Below are 19,185 nucleotides of genomic sequence, written 5' to 3'. Positions count from 1 at the left end.
CCGAGGATGACGGCGGAGAGGTCGGTGACCTCTCTTCCAGGCAAATTTTACCCCATCCGGTGCTTTCGCCCCTAGAGATAATCCCGCTTGATTGTTTCCAGCACGGCGGAAAAACGCTCCTTGCGTTCTTCCAGCCTGCCATCCGGGCTCAGACGCGGCTCCGCCCGGCTTGCCTGCCAGAGCGCCAGGGTGGAAGGTGCGGCCAGCACCTGCTTTGCCAGTTTGCGCAGCGACAGCGATTGCGTTTCCTGCGGCCGCACCAGCACATCACCCTCATGCGCCGAAACTGGGCCGGTCTCGGCAATAACAGGGGCTGGCGGCGGCGGAAAATTCATGCCCCAGAAGCGCGAGCCCTTTTTTGCCGCCTCGGCACGGGTGGAAACCGGTACGTAACGCGGCTGATATTCCACGCCGACGGTGCCTGCCCAATCGCTCCATTTGAAGCTGTTGATCGAGGGAGATGTGCTGACCGCCACCCATGGCACGCGGAAGGCATCGGCAAGGATTGCGCCATGCATGGATTCGGCGACGATGAATTCCGACTGGGCAATGGCACGGATGACCGCCTTCGCCTCGCCGCGCGGGTCGAGATAGGTCAGCCCCGCCGGTTCGCACACCGTTTCCCACATGCCAAATTCCGCCGATTCCCAATGGGGAACGAAGGTCTTCTTGTGGATTTTCGGCAGGCCTTTGAAGTCCGGCATCTCGGTGACCATGACGGCGGGATCGACGATGCCCATTTCCGGCGAAAGCCCGAGCTTGGCGGCGGTTTTTTCGCCGCGCACGCAGCGAATATCCCAGAACCCGGTGCCCGTATCCGGCACCGCGCCATAACCATAACCGCTGCCGATCACCAGCTTGCGCTGCTTTGCCGGCAACAGGGTGTCGTTGAGAACGGTGCCGACGCCGACGAGCATCACATCGTCATGCACATCGCGCAGGCCTGGAAGCAGAAAATCCCACAGCCACAGATTGAGATCGTCACCGAAATTGCCATGATGCGATTCCCAGTGGTAAGGTTTCATGAAGTCACTCCTGGGTGAAAAACATATAAATTCTTGCAGGCGAGAATTCGCTCATCTTGTGCGAACGATTTTTCCTGCGCCGAGCTCAAAAGCGGCCCGAAGAAGTGCGGGATCGCGCATTGCCCACTTCAGGAGCAGCCCGAACTCGGGAAATTTGCGCCGTTTCAGATTGCCCGCCTGGCTCCACAGCGCCTGTTTACGGGCCGTGTTTTTATAGGAAGCGATCGACGCCACATCGGCCGGCCGACGGGAAAAACGTCCCTCCAGAGTGTCGAGCGCCACCCAGGTATTGAACTGCTGACGCAGAAATTCCGGCGAGGTATTGTCGATGCTGTGGAAGATATTGACGCCCATGCCGCGCATCGCACCGGCATCGTCACATAGAAGCGTCCGCTTCGATGCAAGGATGCAATCGCAGAAAAACAGCACATCTTCCGCGGCCAGTCTCAGCGCCGGATCGAAGCGTATCTTTTCAAACAGCGGACGGCCGATCACCATGCAGGAGAGGTGCAGGAAACTCCAGTTGCGCAGCATGACGCTTGCGAGATCCGGTAGTTCGATCACCAGCGGCTTCTCGGAAAGCCTTGCCGCACCTTCGTTCTTTTCCAGTTCCGAAATGGCAAAATGGTAATAAAACTCGTCACTTGCCTGCATCGATGCCCAGTAGCACTCGCCGCGATAGGTCTCAAGCGCGAAGGCAGCATTCTGCAGATGATCGGGCGTCCAGATATCGTCGGAATCGAGAAAAGCGACGTAGTCGCTACCAGCAGGCACATTGTCGAGACCGGTATTGCGCGCGCCGCCAGGCCCGCCATTGGCCTGCTTAATGACAAGAATCCGGTCTTTCTCACCCTGCGAAAGTTCCGCAAGTTCGCTTTCGATCGGATATGGCGATTCGTCATCGACGATGACAAGATCGAAATCCTGGTAAGTCTGCGCAAAAACCGATGCGAGTGCACGTCCAAGAATTCCGTGCTGCTTTTGGTAATAGGGAATGACGACAGTAAATCTTGCCATTGTTTCGCCCCTTGCGTTGATCAAGAAGTGTCGGGCCCGATCCTAAAAGCGGCCCCGATGGTATCGGCAACTCCCAACCGGCGATCCTCCCCGCCGGCCTCCAGAAACAGGATGCTTGTATGCCCCCAGCTCCAAATGTAAAGACCATCACCACCAATGTGGGGTGGAGCGTCCTGTCAAAAACAGGGACATTCGGGCTTAAGTTTGTCACGGTCCCCATTCTCGCAAGACTGCTTTCCCCGGAAGAATTCGGCGTCGTTGCGGTAGGACTTACGGTTGTACAGTTCCTGACCATGATTGCCGGCGCCGGGCTGACATCGGCGCTGATCGTCGAAAAAGAAGAGGATATGGATACGATCCATACCGTCTTCTGGGCCAATCTGGCGATTTCCTGCACCATGGCTGCTGTGCTTTACATCTTCGCGGAATTTTTCGGCGGCCTGCTGGGCGCAGTGGAGAGCGCCTATCTCCTGCGCATCATGGCCTTTCTCATTCCACTGCAGCTGGCCGGTGATGTCGCCTATTCGTTGCTTGCCCGGCGCATGAACTTCAGCAAGGACGCGCTGTGGAGCATGGCGTCGGAAAGCATCGCGGCGGTGGTCGCGGTGGCTCTGGCGCTTCTTGGCTTCGGGGTCTGGGCGCTCATCATCCAGCTTTTCGCAGCTGCCCTCATCCGGCTTGTCGGGCTTTATGCCGTTTCCCGTTATTGCCCGCGCTTCGTCATGAAACCGCGCCGTCTGGTGCCGCTGCTCGGCTTCAGCTCCGGCCTGATGGGGTCGGAAATCGCCAACTTCGTCACCTTCCAGTCGCCGATGGTGGTGATCGCCCGGCATCTTGGCCTTGCCGATGCCGGCGCCTATTCCGCCTCCAACCGCTTTGCCAGCATTCCCAATCAGGTGGTGCTATCCGCCGTCATGGGGGTTTTGTTTCCCGCCTTCAGCCGAATGATGGACGATCCGCAGCGCCGTCGCGACGCCCTGATGTTCAGCACGCAGGTGCTGACCGTGCTGCTTGCGCCGATGATGTTCGGCCTCTGGGCAGTGGCCGAACCGGCCATGCTGGTCATCTTCGGGCAAAACTGGGCCTATGCCTGGCCGGTTCTCGGGCTTTTGGCCCTGTCAAAGGCCATTCTGACGCCGTGCAGCACCTTCATCCCGTATTTGAAGGGTGCGGGTTACGGCCGTGTGCTGTTCTGGTCTGCGACGCTCCGCGCCATCGTGACCACGCTAGCCGTCTGGCTCGCCGCGATTTATGGCACGCTGATAGATGCCATGGTGTGGCTCTGCATCGTCAATGCGGCGACGCTGGTCGCCTACTCCTGGGCGGTGTTCAAGGCGAGCGACACGCCGTTTCTCCGCGGCCTCTATGTCAGCAGCAGGCCAATGATCGCAGCGTTGATCATGGCGGTTTCGGTGCATTATCTGCTTCATATGCTTGCAGACCGCATTCCAAGCGCCACCCTTCAGGTTCTCGTCGGCGCGGCCGTCGGCGGCGTCATCTATGCGGTGCTGATCCTGTTGACGGAACGCGCGCTGCTGGGGAAAATTCTAGGGATGGTGAAATCGCGGCGCATGCGGGGTGCCGCAACCCAAGGTTAGAAATCTCGCGAAAAAACGCGCCTCATTTCCGCCGTTAAGCCACCTTGTCACGGTGATTTCATCGAACTCGACAAGGTGGCGCCGCCCCTCTTTTTGCAGCGCAACATCACGACAAATGACAAATTCACACGCTTCAGCGATTTTTAACGATGCGTGATTTTTAAAAAACTCTATTTATTTCAGTACTTTGATTTTTCTCGGCCGCAGAAATAGCGCTAAGGCCAGACAATCACCCGCAAAATCTAATCTTGTGTTTTTCCCGCGTCGCCACATTTTATCCCAAAGTCGAAACCAGACTTTCCAGTGCGGGCTTAAGTTCGCTCTGGTTGCAACGCGGCGTGGGGAGACGCCGCCCAATAGGGGTGACTGATGTGACTGTCGATCAGAACCTATCCTCCCGTATCAATTTGATGCGCATATTGTTGATTTCAGGAATCGTGTTCGTTCATGTGCCGCACGATGCCGAAACCAGCCCATTTCTTGGCCTTTATGGCTTCTTCGACTGGCTGCGGGTTTTTTTGGGCGACGCGCTGTTTCGCATTGGCGTGCCCTGTCTCAGCGCCATTTCCGGTTATCTGCTGTTTCGCCGCGGCATGAGCGGTTTCGATTATCCGGCGACGATCCGCTCCAAGTCGAAAACCGTGCTGCTGCCCTTCCTTCTGTGGAATGGCGCACTGTTTGCCGCCGTGCTGCTTATCCAGCTGTTCGACCTTGGCGTCGGCTATTTCCCTGATCTGTGGAATGCCAGCCCGCGGGAAATCATCAGTCACGGAACGGCGCTTGAAGAGCTGCCGGTCAACGTGCCGCTATATTTCCTGCGTGATCTCTTTATCTGCATCCTGCTGTCGCCGGTGCTTGCCTTTCTGATGCGCCGTTTCGCGCTGCCGACGCTGGCGATCCTGCTCATCATCACCGCCATGCCTGATTTGACGATCTTCATCGTCCAGAAGAAATCCATCCTTTTCAGTTTCTCGCTCGGCATTGCACTTGCGCTGCACCGGGTCGACGTCAAGGCGCTCGATCCTTACGCCGTGCCGATCATGGCGCTGACCTTTGCCGCTTCGGCCATGCTGGCCACCGGCCTTTATTTCACCGGCCCGGAATTCACCTTCTGGCTCAACATGTCGCGCAATCTTTTGGCCGTCTTCGGCGCGCTCGGTTTCTGGGTCTCTTCCTCGATACTGATCCGCAGCCGGCTTGGCCAGCGGCTTGCCGAGACCGGCAGCCTGAGCTTCTGGATATTCTGCGCTCACTATCCGTTGCTCGTCATCATGTGGATGGTGTGGAACAGGGGCGGGCCGGATTTCTATCCCGCCTTCTATATCAGCGCGACGCTGTCGGCCTTTGCCATTCTGGTGGTCAGCAACGCACAGACCCGCAAATACCTGCCGGCCGTCTATGGCGTATTGACGGGAAGCCGCAACGGCAAACCCAAGCCGAAAGCCGATTTTACGGCAAAACGGGGCGCCATCATCGGCCCGCCCACATCCGAAACACTTTATTCGCAACGACAGAGGTGAACCAATGACAACATTTGTCACCCGCGTTCAGACACGCATTCTTCTCGCCGCAGCCCTCTCGGCCACGGCTTTCGCAGCGCCGCTTCATGCACAGGAAGGCAACGGCACGTCCTTCATCGAGAACTTCGACCAGATGGACAGAAGCTTCTGGTACGTCTCCGATGGCTGGAACAATGGCGCGCATCAGAACTGCACCTGGTCGAAGAAGCTGGCGACGGTGGAAAACGGCCAGCTCACGCTTGGTTTCGAGGAAGCCAAGGCCGGCGAGCGCAATTTCGCCTGCGGTGAAATCCAGACCAAGGGCCGTTATCGCTATGGCACCTATGAGGCCCGCATGAAGGCTGCCACCGGCTCGGGCCTGAACTCGGCCTTCTTCACCTATATCGGCCCGACCGATAAAAAGCCGCATGACGAAATCGACTTCGAGGTGCTGGGCAGGAATACGGGCCAGGTACAGCTGAACCAGTATATTTCCGCCAAGGGCGGCAATGAGAAGCTGGTGCCGGTGGAAGGCGGAGCCGATGCCGGTTTCAACGATTACGCCTTCGTCTGGGAGCCGCAGCGCCTGCGTTATTACGTCAACGGCAAGCTCGTCCATGAAGTGACCGACGAGACGAAAATCCCGCAAAACGCCCAGAAGATTTTCTTCAGCCTGTGGGGCACTGACACGCTGAAGGACTGGATGGGCAAGTTTTCCTATTCCGGCGCGACGCAGATGGTCGTTGATCGTTTTGCCTTCACCGCGCTCGGCGACAAATGTCAGTTCCCGGAATCCATCGCCTGCGCCCTTAACTGACGGCATTTTTTATCGATCCGCTTTTTTGAACCAAACGGAATCTGCTGCGTCTCTGACGCATGAACCAACCGGACCCTTGCATGACCCATGTTCTATATTTCGCGCATGATCTGTCGGACCCCGCCATTCGCCGGCGGGTTCTGACCCTGCTTGCGGGTGGGGCGCGCGTCACGCTGGCCGGCTTCCGGCGCGGACAGAACCGGCTGGCAGAGATTGAAGGTGTCGTACCCGTTGTGCTTGGAGAAACCGCCGACGGGCAATTTCTGCAGCGCATGGCAGCGGTGGCGAAAGCCAGCCTTTCGCTGGGCAAAACCCTGCACGATATCCCCACGCCCGATGTCATTCTCGCCAGAAACCTGGAAATGCTGGCGCTGGCAAAACGCGCCATGTCGATCTATGCCCGGCAGCCGGCGCTGGTTTATGAATGTCTCGACATTCACCGCCTGCTTCTCAACAAGGGCAAGCCTGGACAGATGCTGAATGCCGCGCAGCGTTATTTCGCCCGCGACGCCAAACTGCTGGTGACGAGTTCCCCGGCTTTCGTGGAGCATTATTTCAAGCCGGTTTCCGGTCTTAATCTTCCCGTGCTGCTGCAGGAAAACAAGGTGCTGGCGCTTGACGCCACCGTTGCCGCCACGCCGCAACCGCGCCCGCCCGCCCCGGGTGAGCCATGGAAAATCGGCTGGTTCGGCGCGCTTCGCTGCCGCAAATCGCTCGAAATCCTTGCCGAATTCGCGAAGCGCATGGATGGCAGGGTCGAAATCATCCTGCGCGGCCGGCCGGCCTATTCGGAATTTTCAGATTTCGACGGCTTCGTGGCTGCCGCTCCGCATGTGCATTTCCATGGGTCTTACAAGAACCCCGAAGACCTTGCCGCCATCTATAACGAGGTGCAGTTCACCTGGGCGATAGACTTTTTCGAGGAAGGCCAGAATTCCAGCTGGCTGCTGCCCAACCGGCTTTACGAAGGCTGCCTTTATGGCACCCTGCCGATTGCGCTTGCCGGTACGGAAACCGCCCGCTTCATCGACAGGCGCGATATCGGCTTCGTCCTGCAGAATGCACATCCGGACAACCTCGCCGCCCTGTTCGGCCAGATGACGCCGCAAACTTACGCGGACGCCTTCGACACCCTCTCGGCAATAGACAGCAAACAATGGCTCACCGACCGCGACGATTGCCGTCAGCTGGTCCAGCACTTGTCTTCACTTGCCAAATCCGCCTCCGGCCATGCCCGTGAAGCGCAGTTTTCACCCGTGTAATGCGTGGGGGGCAAATCATGGAAGGTCGTGGCAATTCCAACATCAGAACATTGATCGTCATTCCCTGCCTCAACGAGGCAACTACGATCGAAGGGCTGCTCAACAAGTTCACCGTCGCAATGAACGGTCGGCTTTTCCGCATCGTGGTTGCCGATGGCGGCAGCACGGATGGAACACGCGATATCGTCACCGCCTTTGCGGCAAAGGACGAGCGCGTCACGCTGCTTGCCAATCCGAAGCGCATCCAGAGCGCCGGTATCAACCTTGCCGTTGCCACCTTCGGCGAAGATTTCGACTATCTCATTCGCATCGACGCCCATGGCGATTATCCCGATGATTATTGCCAGCGGCTGATCGAGGATGCGGAGCGCATCGGTGCGGATTCCGTCGTCGTCGCCATGGATACGGTCGGCCACGGCCTGTTCCAGAAGGCGACGGCCATCGCCCAGAATTCCAAGCTCGGCAATGGCGGCTCCAAGCACCGCGAAGGTGCCAAAGGCCACTGGATAGACCATGGCCACCACGCGCTGATGCGGATTGCCGCTTTCGATGCCGTCGGCGGTTATGATGAGAGCTTCAGCCACAATGAGGATGCCGAGCTGGATTTCCGGCTGCGCAAATCTGGTTTCCGCATCTGGATGACCGACAAGACCCGTATGACCTATTATCCGCGCGCCAGCATCATGCCGCTGTTCCGGCAATATCTTGCCTATGGCCGCGGCCGGGCGAAGAACCTGTTGAAACATCGTTCCATCCCGAAAATCCGCCAGATGATTCCGCTGGCCGTACTGCCGGTCTTCATCTTTGCCTTGCTGTCGCTTGTGCACTGGGCCGCACTTATTCCGCTTGGCCTCTGGATCGCCGCATGTGTCGGTTATGGCTTGTGGATGGCAATAGGTCAGAAAAACCCATACGGCCCGCTCGCCGCCTTTTCGGCGATGGTGATGCATCTGGCCTGGTCCACCGGCTTCTGGCTGGAACTCCTGAAATTCCGGGGAAGAAAGGCTGTCTCATGACCGACAACACCGTCACCCGCCCAGATGATTCGAAAACCGTCGATATCGGCATCTGCACCTACAGACGCCCGGCACTCGTCGCCACACTTCTGTCACTCTTCGAGCTCGATGTGCCGGAAGGCGTGACAGTTCGGCTGATTGTCGCGGATAATGATGAGGAGCCGAGCGCCAGGGCAAGCGTCGATCGGCTGCGCGAAACCGCCCCCTTCGAGATCACCTATGTGCATTGCCCGAAGTCGAATATTTCGATTGCCCGCAATGCCTGCCTGTCGGAATGCAAGGCGGATTATCTCGCCTTTATCGACGATGACGAAACCGCCCCGCCGCATTGGCTCTCCGCCCTTCTGGAAAAGGCCGATGAAACCGGTGCGGAAACCGTTCTCGGCCCGGTGACGGCCGTCTACCGCGAAAACGCGCCGGGCTGGATGAAACGCGGTGATTTCCACTCCACGGTTCCGGTCTGGGTTAATGGCGAGATCATCACCGGTTATACCTGCAACACGCTGCTTAAGATGGATGCGCCCTCGGTGAAAGGCCGGCGCTTCGCGCTGGCGCTCGGCCAGAGCGGTGGCGAAGACACCCATTTCTTCTCGCATCTTCACGCCGCCGGCGGCCGTATCGTCTTTGCGGACGATGCCACGCTGTCGGAGCCGGTGCCGGAAAATCGCGCAAGTTTCATGTGGCTTGCCAAACGCCGCTTTCGCTCCGGCCAGACCCATGGCCGGGTGCTGGCTGAAAAGAAACCCGGTGCACGCCGTGTGGTTCAGGTGCTGAAGGCAGGTTCGAAAGTGGTCTATTGCGCCGTCTTCGCCGCGTTGAACAGCTTTAACGCCGTTCGCCGCAACCGTTATGCACTGCGTGGCGCGCTGCATATGGGCTCAGTGAGCGGCACCTTCGGCGTGCGCGAAATCCGCCAATATGGCGCGGTGGAGGCGACCTGATGGAGAACCTTGCCCCGTCGCCCGATATCAGCTTCGTCATCGCCGCCTATAATGCCGCCGATACGATCGAAGCCGCCATTCAAAGCGCGCTCGGCCAGCAGGGTGTGACGCTGGAAGTGATCGTCGTCGACGACCGTTCCACCGATGACACCATTGCACTCGTGGAAGGTATCGCCGTCATCGACCTGCGTGTCCGCCTGCTTGCTCTTGCCGAAAATCTCGGACCGGGCGGTGCCCGCAATGCCGGCATCGAAGCCGCGACCGGACGCTGGATCGCGGTGCTCGATTCCGACGATGTCATTCGCCCGGAGCGTTCCGCCTGCATGATGTGCCGGGCGGAAGCCGCAGGTGCGGCGATTGCGGTCGATAATCTCGATGTCGTCTATACCGATGGCAGGCCGATGGAGACGATGTTTCCGGAAGAGTTTCTGGAGGAACGGGCGGTTCTCACCCTTGAGGACTTCATTTCCTCCAACATCCTGTTCCGCGCCACTTTTAACTTCGGCTACATGAAGCCGATGTTCCGGCGCGATTTCCTCAATAACGAGGAATTGCGCTTCCGCGAGGATATCCGCATTGGCGAGGATTATATCCTGCTCGCCTCAGCGCTCGCCGCCGGTGGTCTCTGCGTCATCGAACCCAAACCGGGTTACATCTACAATATCCGCGAAGGCTCGATTTCGCGCGTGCTCGAACTTCATCACGTCGAAGCGATGATGCGGGCGGATCAGGAATTCCTGAGCCATTACACTTTGCTGCCGGCCGCCATGGATGCGCAGCAGGCGAGAGCCCGCAGCCTGCAGCTGGCACATAATTTTTTGACATTGGTGGAAAACATCAAGAGCCGTTCGGTACTCGGTGCCTTGAAGACCACGATAAGGGATCCTGCCGTGCTGGGGCATTTGCGAATGCCGATTGCAGTGCGGCTGAGGAGGCTGCGGGACGCGATGTTTGCGCCCGCGGCAAATACTGGGGTGAAAAGACAGATTTCGTGAAATTTGCGCGTGGACGAAATCTGCGCGGGGACTGGGGACAGATCAAACCTTGATGAAGGAGAACGCGATGGACCTGAACAAAACTGTCAGAAAAGCCGTCATTCCCGTAGCTGGCAACGGCACACGGTTTTTGCCCGCCACCAAGGCGATGCCAAAGGAAATGTTGACGATCGTCGACCGGCCGGTCGTGCAATATGCTGTCGACGAGGCCATGCAGGCCGGCATCGAGCATATTATTTTCGTGACGAGCCGCAACAAGACCGCCATCGAAGACTATTTCGACAGCGCGCCGGAGCTCATCAATACGCTCACCCGCTCCGGCAAGACGGTGCAGGTATTGCAGCTGGAAAAGATGCTGCCGGTTGCCGGCACGGTGAGCTACACACGCCAGCAGGTGCCGCTCGGTCTCGGCCACGCCGTCTGGTGCGCGCGTGAACTGGTGGGCAAGGAGCCTTTCGCCCTGCTTCTGCCTGACATGGTTTCCTATGGTGCGCGCGGCTGCATTGCCGGGCTGATGGAGCTTTATGACGAAGTCGGCGGCAATATTCTCGGCGTCGAGGAATGCCTGCCGGAAGAAGTCTCGTCCTATGGTGTCGTTGGCGTCGGCCAGAAGGTCAATCATGGCTTCGCCGTCACCGAAATGGTCGAAAAGCCGGAACCATCCAAGGCGCCTTCGAATTATTACCTGAATGGCCGTTACATTCTGCAGCCGGAAATCTTCGATATTCTTGCGAAGCAGGAACGCGGTGCGGGCAATGAAATCCAGCTGACCGACGGCATGAAGCGGCTTGCCGAAAAGCAGGCTTTCCATGCGCAGAAATATGGTGGTCGCACCTTTGACTGCGGCAGCAAGCAGGGTTTCATCGCCGCCAACGTCGCTTTCTCGCTGATGCGCGCCGACATGGAGGCGCAGGTTCTCGCTTCCGTGAAGGAACTGGTGGCACACCACGAAAGCCGCGTTCGGGCGGCCTGACTTTAATCGCGCCGCCGGGGAGGCGGCTGGCGCACCAATAACGGGGGGCGGGAAGGCGAGCCAGGGCTCGGCTTCCCGCGTACCATTTTTAATTCACAAGGTAGGTCCATGCACCACAAGACCTTTAAATCCAACATCGGTTTTCCGGAATCCGGCAAGGATTCCGACACGTTTATCGACCTCGACCGCCTGTGGGCCGCCGTGGTGCGCCGTGCCAATGTCATTGCCGCTTCGGTCATCGCCGCCGTGGTTCTGGCCGGCCTTTATCTGGTGCTTGCGACCCCCGTTTACACCGCGATGACGCAGGTGCTGCTGGATGAAAGCCTTTCCCGTTATGCGGAAGAGGAATCACCGGTGCCCGCCGCGCAGATCGTCGACAACCGCATCGCCAGCGCAGTGGAAATCCTTAAATCCAAGGAAATGGCGCTGACCGTGGTCGACAAGGCCAAGCTCGATGAGAACGACATCATCGTCAATCCGCCGATGTCGCCGGTCGAACTCGTCAAATCCTCCGTGCGCGGCGTGCTTGATCTCGTCCTGCCCGGCGACCCACCCGCATCCGAAGCCGCGATTCGCGCCGGACGCCGCGAAAAGGCGGCTGCCGTGCTGCAGCAGTCGCTGACAGTGGAACGCGTCGGCCGCAGCTCGGTCATTGCCATCTCCACCCGCTCGACCGACCGCCAGCTGGCCGCGCAGATCGCCAAGACCTACGCGCAGGCCTACCTTACCGAACAGCTGAACGCCAATTTCGACGCCAGCGAGCGCGCTTCGGTATGGTTGCAGGAGCGCATGACCGACCTTAACCAGCGCGCCCAGGCGGCTGAGCTTGCGGTACAGAAATTCAAGTCGGACAACAACATCGTCTCCTCGCGCGGCGAGCTGATGTCGGAAGGCCAGCTTGCTGATCTGAACGGTCAGTTGATTGCCGCTCAGGCGGATGCCGCAACGGCCTCGGCCCGCTATAACCAATATAAGTCGATTATCGACCGGGGACCTGACGTGGCTGTCGATAACGCCGTTGTTTCCGCACGCGACACCGACAATTCGGTTATTCAGGATCTTCGCAAACGCTACATCACCATTTCCGACCGGCAGCAGGGCATCGTCCAGCAATTCGGCGCAGACCATCCGCAGGCTGTTGCGCTGGACGCCGAGAAGAAAGAGGTTTCGCGGCAGATCTATCAGGAACTGCAGCAGCTGACCGGCAGCCTGAAGAACGAATACGACGTTGCCAATTCCCGCGTGCAGTCGCTGCGCGACAATATTGAAGGCGTTGCGGGCCGCAACTCGCAGGCCAATATCACCATGGTGCAATTGCGCGAGCTCGAGCAGCGCGCAACCGCACTGCGCACGCTTTACCAGTCCTATCTCGGCCGTTTCGAGGAAGCCTCGCAGAAGCAGTCACTGCCGATCGCAAAGGCCCGCATTATCTCCGAAGCCGGTCTGCCGACCGCGCCGTCCAGTCCGAAAAAGACCATGACCATGGCGCTTTCGGTCATTCTCGGCCTGATGCTGGGCGGCGGTATCGCAGCACTTCTCGAATTCCGCGACCGGTTTTTCCACACCGGCAACGATGTGCGCGACAATCTGCGCATGCGTTTTCTGGGCTACCTGCCGTTTATCGGCGAAAGGGGCGTGGAAACAGCAAAACCGGGCACCAGCGCCGCCACCCCCGGCGGCGAGAATGCCACGCTTGATGAAAGCGGCCAGGTCTCTTTCCAGAAGATGCTGCGCCTTGCGGTCGACAGCCCGCGCTCCAGCTTTGCGGAAACCCTGCGCAACGTGAAACTGACGGCGGATGTCGTCATTCAGGAACGCCAGTGCCGGGTCATCGGTGTCATTTCCTGCCTGCCGAACGAAGGCAAGTCGGTCGTGGCGCTCAATCTGGCCGGGCTGATCGCCTCCACTGGCAAGCGCACGCTGGTGGTGGATGCCGATATCCGCAATCCCGGCCTCAGCCGCATGCTGACCACACGGCAATCCGCCGGTCTGGTGGAAGTCGTCCTCGACGAGGTTCCGTGGACACAGGCCGTGAAGGTGGATACGCGCACGAAAATGGGCATCCTGCCGGTTTCTACCAGCAACCAGTTCGCCCATTCCAGCGAATTGCTGGCTTCTTCCGGCATGCGCAAATTCATCGACCAGGCGCGTGAGGCCTGCGACTACATCATCGTCGACCTTGCACCCGTCGTCCCCGTCATCGACGCCAAGGCCTTTGCACCGCAGGTGGACGGTTTCGTCTTCGTCACCGAATGGGGCAAGACGCCGATCCAGATGGTGCAGAACCTGATGGCCAACGAACCGCAAATCGCCAACAAGACGCTGGGCATCGTGCTCAACAAGACCGACATGACGGAATTGCAGCGTTATGCCGGCCCAGGGGGCTCGGAGCATTATCACGAGAGCTTCTCGGCCTATTACGGCGACGCAAAGCCGCCGGTAAAGGAAAATGCGTAATGGTTGAGATTTAACAGGCCGGTTGCATCCCCACTCCGTCACCCCGGCCCCCGAGCCGGGGTCCAGCCAGCCCAAGTCCTTGGGCTGAAAAACTCTGCTCGCCGCGCAGACGCGCGGCGGCTGAATGCCGGATGAAGTCCGGAGTGACGGAAGAATCACAAATTCCCCCATTCCAGCCATGGTATTGCCCGCCGAAATTGCGCATTGATGGCGTGAAGCTAAAATCGCAAGCAGGACCAGTTTCATGTCATCACCCATCGCCTTTGTTTCGCGGATGAATGCGGAAGCGGAAGCCGTCTGGAAGCATGCGCTTCGTGCCGCCATGCCGCAGGAGGAAATCCTCTCCTTTTCCGAATTGACCAACGAACAGAGAGGGGCCGTGGATTTCGCCATCGTCGCCAATCCCGATCCGGCCGACATTGCCGCATTGCCGGGCCTGACATGGATTCACAGCCTCTGGGCGGGCGTCGAGCGGCTGGTGCTGGAACTGGGCAACAAGGCGCCGCCCATCGTCCGGCTGAAGGATCCGGAGCTTTCGCGCGTCATGGCCGAAGCCGTGCTGGCTTGGACCTATTATCTGCAACGCGACATGCCGGCCTATCGCGACAACCAGCAGAAGGCGCTCTGGCAGGAATTCGACTATCGCCATCCGCGCGAGATGACCATCGGCCTTCTCGGCCTCGGTGCGCTTGGCACCGCTGCTGCGGAACGCCTAAGTCATGCGGGTTTCAACGTTGCGGGCTGGAGCCGCTCGGCCAAGGCGATCGACGGCGTGGAAACGCTGACCGGCGATGACGGGCTGCAGGCACTGCTGGAAAAAAGCGACATTCTCGTCTGCCTCGTGCCGCTCACCGATGCAACACGCGGCCTTCTCGATGCCGGCCGTCTTGCCGCGATGAAAGACGGCGCGGCGCTCATCAACTTCGCCCGGGGTGCAGTCATCATTGCCGAAGACCTGATTGCGGCGCTCGATTCCGGCAGGCTTTCACATGCCGTTCTCGATGTTTTCGAGCAGGAACCATTGCCCGCCTCTTCCGCCTTCTGGCAGCACCCGAAAGTCACCGTCCTGCCGCACATTTCCGCGCCGACAAGCCGCGAAAGTTCAGCCCGGATCGTTGCCGGCAATGTTCGCACATGGCGCGAAACAGGTTCGCTGCCGGAAACGGTGGATATGGCGCGTGGTTACTGATCCCGCAAGAAACGACGGGCGGCTTATTCGGCCGCCACCGTTCCGCCCGCATGGGCCAATTCGACAGCCGAGATGATCTGCTGTTCGTCATAGGGCTTGGTCAGCAGTACCGCATTTTCCGGCGCACCTTCGGGCAGATGGCTATCGCCCGTCGCAAAAACCACGGCCAGGCCTGGTTTGCGGTGCAGGGCCTCCACCGCCAGTTCGCCCCCCTTCATGTCTGGCAGGCCGATATCGGTGACGAGAACATCAATATGTTCCGCCTCGACCACCTTCAGCGCCTGTGCCGCATTTCCGGCCTCAACGACGATGAAGCCGCTATCGGACAGCATCTCCAACGAATTCATCCGGATCAATTCGTCGTCTTCGACCAGAAGGACGCGTATCGCGCTGTTTTTATTTTTCGAGGGTCGCGCAGCTTCGGCTGGCTTTGAATGACCTGGCGCAGATGCCGCCCGTGCCTTTGACGACGAAACCTGTTTGCGATTGGCGATGACGTGGCGGATGCGCCGCGCCAGCGCTTCGCGCGTATAGGGCTTGGAGAGAAGTTCCACCCCGGCATCCAGCTTGCCGCCATGCACGATGGAATTTTCCGTATAACCCGAGGTAAAGAGAACGGCGAGATTGGGCAGTCGCTCCTGCGCGCGGCGCGCCATTTCCCGGCTTTTCAAAGGCCCCGGCATAACCACATCGGTGAAGATGACATCGATCGGGATGCCACTTTCCACCACCGTCAGACCCGCCTGCGCATCGCGAGCGGTGAGTACGCGGTAACCGAGATCGCTCAGCGTCTCGACAACCGTGCTGCGCACCTCTTCGTCATCCTCAACGACAAGGATGGTTTCCGTTCCGCCCTCGACGGGACCGGTATGCACCACCACTTCACGGTCTTCGTCGGCAGCCGAGCGCGGCAGATACATCTTGACCGTCGTGCCCTGCCCCAGCTCACTGTAGATATTGACGTGGCCACTGGACTGTTTCGCAAAACCATAGACCATCGAGAGGCCAAGGCCAGTGCCCTTGCCCTCCGGTTTGGTGGAAAAGAACGGCTCGAAGACCTTTTCCAGAATTTCCGGCGACATGCCGGAGCCGGTGTCGGTGACGGCGAGCATGACATATTGACCCGCCGAAACCTCCGAATGTTTGCGGGCATAATCACGATCGAGAACCGCATTGCCGACCTCGATCGTCAGCTTGCCGTGCCCTTCCATGGCATCGCGCGCATTGATCGCCAGGTTGAGCAGCGCATTTTCCACCTGGTTGGGGTCGGCATAGGTGTTCCACAGGCCGCCTGAGGTGATGACCTCCACCTCGATCGCCTCGCCGAGTGAACGGCGCAGCAGATCATCCATGCCGGTGACAAAACGGGCGATGTTGATGACACGCGGTTCCAGCGCCTGACGCCGCCCGAAGGCCAGAAGCTGGCTGGCGAGCTTTGCGCCGCGATGGACGCCGGCAAGCGCGTTTTCCAGCCGCCGCTCGGCCCGTTCATTGCCGATCACATCCTTCGACAGCAATTGCAGATTGCCCGCAATCACCTGAAGCAGATTGTTGAAATCATGCGCCACGCCGCCGGTCAGCTGGCCGATGGACTCCATTTTCTGCGCCTGCTGCAAGGCTCTTTCGGTCTGGCGACGTTCGGCCATTTCCGTTTCGACGCGGGCTTCGAGGCCTTCGTTCAACTGGCGAAGCTGCTCTTCCGCCCGGATGCGATGGCGTATCTCGCGCTCGAGATTGCTGGCATGTTCCTTGAGCGTATTTTCCGCCCGTCGCTGTTCGGTAATATCGGTGTGGACACCCACCCATTCGGCAATGGCACCGGCCTTGTCGAAAATCGGCACGCCGCGGATCGCAAAGGTGCGGTAGACGCCGTCATGACGGCGCACGCGATGTTCCCACACATAGGTGTCCCTGGCGGAAACCGCCTTTTTCCAGCTTTCGAGCGAATGTTCACGGTCGTCAGGATGAACCGCCTCAACCCAGCCGGCACCCTGATATTCCTCAAAACTCTGGCCGGTCAGCGCGCCCCAGGCGGGCTGCTCCCCCAGCATCCTGCCATCGGCGCTATTGGTCCACAACACGCCATGCACGGCATCCACCGCCGCACGGAAGCGATTGTTGCTGAGCAGGATTTCCTGCTCGGACCGCTTGCGGTCCTCGATATCGATGATCAGCACATAGATGCCGTCGATCGAGCCATCGGCGATGTAGCGCGGAATATAACGGATTTCAGCGGCGCGGGTGGTGCCGTCCGGCCTGCGGATCGAGGTATCAGAAACAATCTTTTCACCGGCAAGCGCCCGGTCGAGATAGGCCCGTCGCGCCTCGAAAAACGCCTCGCCGACGATTTCGGGAACGCTGCGGCCGATCACCTCTTCGGCGCTGCGGCCGAACCATTCCAGATAACCGTCATTGGCGAATTTATAGACATAGTCGCGATCGACATATCCCACCAGGATCGGAAGGGCGTTGGTAAGCCGGCTCAGTTCCTTGCGGCTCTGCTCCAGCGCCTCCACCGCCTTCACCTTGTCGGTGTTTTCAAGCACGGTGCATAAAACACCGTCCACCGACCCGCCCTCATTATAGATCGGCGTGTAAAACAGGTCGAAGATGACCTCTTCCGGTAGGCCATTGCGCATCAGCGTCATCGGCTGGTCACGATAGGCCATGACCTCACCGCGAAAGCCGGCTTCCAGAATGCGGCTGTTCCAGTCCCATATTTCCGGCCAGATGCCGGGCACGGTTTGTCCCAGCGCCCGAGGGTGATAGTTGCCGGCGATCTCCGCATAACCGTCATTATAGATCATCACGTGATCCGCACCCCACATCAGCACCTGCGGAATGGGAGAATTAACGACGGAATTGGCTTTTTGCCTCAGATTTTGCGGCCAGTCGCAGATAGGCCCGAGCGATGTCTTCGACCAGTCAAAGCGGCGCACAAGTTCGCCCGTTTCACCGCCACCGATCGGCCATACCGGGGCAGCACGAAGATTGGTCATTCACATCACCACAAAAACCGAGAGGAAATCTCCCGTAATACACAACCGGATAAAAGTCCAAGAAAACAAAAACTTCCATTTATTGTTCCCGACTTTTCGAAATTTCGGAAAAGTTCCATTTTTTTACACCACGTCAGCCGGTGCATCCGGCGAGGCTGCGGAACATCGCCGCCCGATGTCGCAAATTTAGCACCTGCACCCGCCGCAGCAGGCATTTGCCGGGCAATTGATTGACAATTGCCATCCTCAATACGCCAGAAATTGCCGCAAACGGGATGGCAACAGAGCAATTATTAACGCTCAATACGCGTGCTGACGGTCGCGGTGCCGTTTGCACGCGGGTCTTCGCCACACCGCGACCAGAGGGAACAACAATGAAAATACTTTTGGGTGCCACAATACTTTCCGCCGGCTTCGCCTTTTCAGGCGGCGTAGCCTTTGCCGCCGACTGTGGAAGCGTGACCATTGCCAGCATGAACTGGCAATCCGCCGAAGTCGCCGCCAATCTCGATAAATTCATTCTTGAAAATGGCTATGGATGTTCCGCCGAAATCGTCACCGGCGACACCGTACCAACCCTGACCTCCATGGCCGAAAAGGGCCAGCCGGACATCGCCCCCGAAGCCTGGGTCAGCCTGCAGCCGGAAATCGTCAAGCAGGGGCTCGAAGGCGGCAAGGTTGTCGCAGCCGCCAAGATCCTGTCGGATGGCGCCGTCCAGGGCTGGTGGATTCCGAAATATCTGGCCGACGCCAATCCCGATCTCAAGACCATTCCGGACCTCTTCAAGCATCCCGAACTCTTCCCCTCCCCCGAGGACAAGGCGAAGGGCGCCGTCTATAATGGCCCGCAGGGCTGGGGCGGCACGGTTGTCACCGCGCAATTGTTCAAGGCGTTCGGTGGTGAAAAGGCCGGCTTCACCCTCATCGATACGGGTTCTGCCGCCGGTCTCGACGGCTCCATCGCCAAGGCTTACGAAGCCAAGCAGCCATGGGTCGGTTATTATTGGGCGCCAACCTCGCTGCTCGGCAAATATGAGATGGTGAAGCTGGGTTTCGGCACGGAATATGATGCGGCCGAATGGAAACGCTGCACTTCGATTGCCGACTGTGCAGACCCCAAGCCGAACGCCTGGCAGGTGGACGATGTCCAGACGCTGGTCAGCAAGACTTTTGCCGACCGTGCCGGCCCGGCCATGGACTATCTGAACAAGCGCGCCTGGACCAACGCTACCGTCAACAAGCTGATTGCCTGGATGACCGACAATCAGGCGACCGGCGAAGATGGTGCCAAGCAATTCCTGAAGGAAAACGAAGCGCTCTGGACCGGCTGGGTGTCTCCTGAAGTCGCACAAAAGGTCAAGGCCGCCCTTTAAGGTCGGCCCGGCATATCTGCCCGG

Annotated in this window: 14 protein-coding genes; 11 read left to right on the top strand and 3 right to left on the bottom strand. The window is 59.1% G+C overall.

The genetic code is table 11. The features are described 5' to 3' along the window. Window positions 1–71 precede the first annotated feature (71 nt). Both PL640_RS17170 and PL640_RS17165 read right to left on the bottom strand, forming a co-directional pair. Complete coding sequence (locus PL640_RS17170; protein ID WP_271362772.1) at window positions 72–1,025, bottom strand: polysaccharide pyruvyl transferase family protein; 954 nt, start codon at window positions 1,023–1,025, stop codon at window positions 72–74. Between the two features lie 51 nt (window positions 1,026–1,076). Then, window positions 1,077–2,042, bottom strand: a complete 966-nt coding sequence (locus PL640_RS17165) for a glycosyltransferase family A protein (RefSeq protein WP_271362771.1) — start codon at window positions 2,040–2,042, stop codon at window positions 1,077–1,079. A 119-nt stretch (window positions 2,043–2,161) separates the two neighbouring features. Here PL640_RS17165 and PL640_RS17160 point away from each other — a divergent pair, with 119 nt between their 5' ends. The 10 genes from PL640_RS17160 (at window position 2,162) to PL640_RS17115 (ending at window position 14,789) form a co-directional block, all read left to right on the top strand. After that, window positions 2,162–3,640 carry a lipopolysaccharide biosynthesis protein gene (locus PL640_RS17160; RefSeq protein ID WP_271362770.1) on the top strand — a complete coding sequence of 493 codons (1,479 nt, stop codon included), beginning with the start codon at window positions 2,162–2,164 and terminating at the stop codon, window positions 3,638–3,640. A 410-nt stretch (window positions 3,641–4,050) separates the two neighbouring features. Continuing rightward, complete coding sequence (locus tag PL640_RS17155) at window positions 4,051–5,160, top strand: acyltransferase family protein (RefSeq protein ID WP_271362852.1); 1,110 nt, start codon at window positions 4,051–4,053, stop codon at window positions 5,158–5,160. A gap of 4 nt (window positions 5,161–5,164) precedes the next feature. Beyond that, window positions 5,165–5,956, top strand: coding sequence for a family 16 glycosylhydrolase (locus tag PL640_RS17150; protein WP_271362768.1), 792 nt, complete (start codon window positions 5,165–5,167; stop codon window positions 5,954–5,956). A gap of 80 nt (window positions 5,957–6,036) precedes the next feature. Next, window positions 6,037–7,218 (top strand): glycosyl transferase family 1, encoded by a 1,182-nt coding sequence (locus tag PL640_RS17145; RefSeq protein ID WP_271362767.1) that lies wholly within the window; start codon window positions 6,037–6,039, stop codon window positions 7,216–7,218. A gap of 17 nt (window positions 7,219–7,235) precedes the next feature. Then, a complete protein-coding gene (locus tag PL640_RS17140; protein ID WP_271362765.1) occupies window positions 7,236–8,234 on the top strand; it encodes a glycosyltransferase family 2 protein in 999 nt (332 codons plus the stop codon). Then, a complete protein-coding gene (locus PL640_RS17135; RefSeq protein ID WP_271362763.1) occupies window positions 8,231–9,175 on the top strand; it encodes a glycosyltransferase in 945 nt (314 codons plus the stop codon). The genes PL640_RS17140 and PL640_RS17135 overlap by 4 nt, the downstream gene beginning before the upstream one ends. Beyond that, complete coding sequence (locus tag PL640_RS17130) at window positions 9,175–10,170, top strand: glycosyltransferase family 2 protein (protein WP_271362761.1); 996 nt, start codon at window positions 9,175–9,177, stop codon at window positions 10,168–10,170. The genes PL640_RS17135 and PL640_RS17130 overlap by 1 nt, the downstream gene beginning before the upstream one ends. A gap of 67 nt (window positions 10,171–10,237) precedes the next feature. Then, window positions 10,238–11,143: a UTP--glucose-1-phosphate uridylyltransferase gene (locus tag PL640_RS17125; protein ID WP_142842487.1), complete on the top strand. Its 906-nt coding sequence runs from the start codon at window positions 10,238–10,240 to the stop codon at window positions 11,141–11,143. A gap of 108 nt (window positions 11,144–11,251) precedes the next feature. Then, the gene (locus PL640_RS17120) at window positions 11,252–13,600 is read left to right on the top strand and encodes a polysaccharide biosynthesis tyrosine autokinase (RefSeq protein WP_142842488.1); all 2,349 of its coding nucleotides are present in this window, start codon (window positions 11,252–11,254) and stop codon (window positions 13,598–13,600) included. Between the two features lie 244 nt (window positions 13,601–13,844). Continuing rightward, the gene (locus PL640_RS17115; protein ID WP_271362760.1) at window positions 13,845–14,789 is read left to right on the top strand and encodes a 2-hydroxyacid dehydrogenase; all 945 of its coding nucleotides are present in this window, start codon (window positions 13,845–13,847) and stop codon (window positions 14,787–14,789) included. A gap of 23 nt (window positions 14,790–14,812) precedes the next feature. Here the strand turns inward: PL640_RS17115 and PL640_RS17110 are convergent, their stop codons facing one another. Continuing rightward, on the bottom strand, window positions 14,813–17,788 hold the full coding sequence (locus PL640_RS17110; protein WP_271362759.1) for a PAS domain-containing protein: 2,976 nt from the start codon (window positions 17,786–17,788) through the stop codon (window positions 14,813–14,815). Between the two features lie 374 nt (window positions 17,789–18,162). Between PL640_RS17110 and PL640_RS17105 the strand changes: the two genes are divergently transcribed. After that, complete coding sequence (locus PL640_RS17105) at window positions 18,163–19,161, top strand: ABC transporter substrate-binding protein (protein WP_271362758.1); 999 nt, start codon at window positions 18,163–18,165, stop codon at window positions 19,159–19,161. Window positions 19,162–19,185: the final 24 nt, after the last annotated feature.

It is taken from the genome of Agrobacterium sp. ST15.16.024, from assembly GCF_027956545.1.
Classification (GTDB): domain Bacteria; phylum Pseudomonadota; class Alphaproteobacteria; order Rhizobiales; family Rhizobiaceae; genus Agrobacterium; species Agrobacterium cucumeris.
The sequence above is the reverse complement of the archived record's forward strand: the minus strand, read 5'-3'. Positions and strand labels throughout refer to the sequence as shown.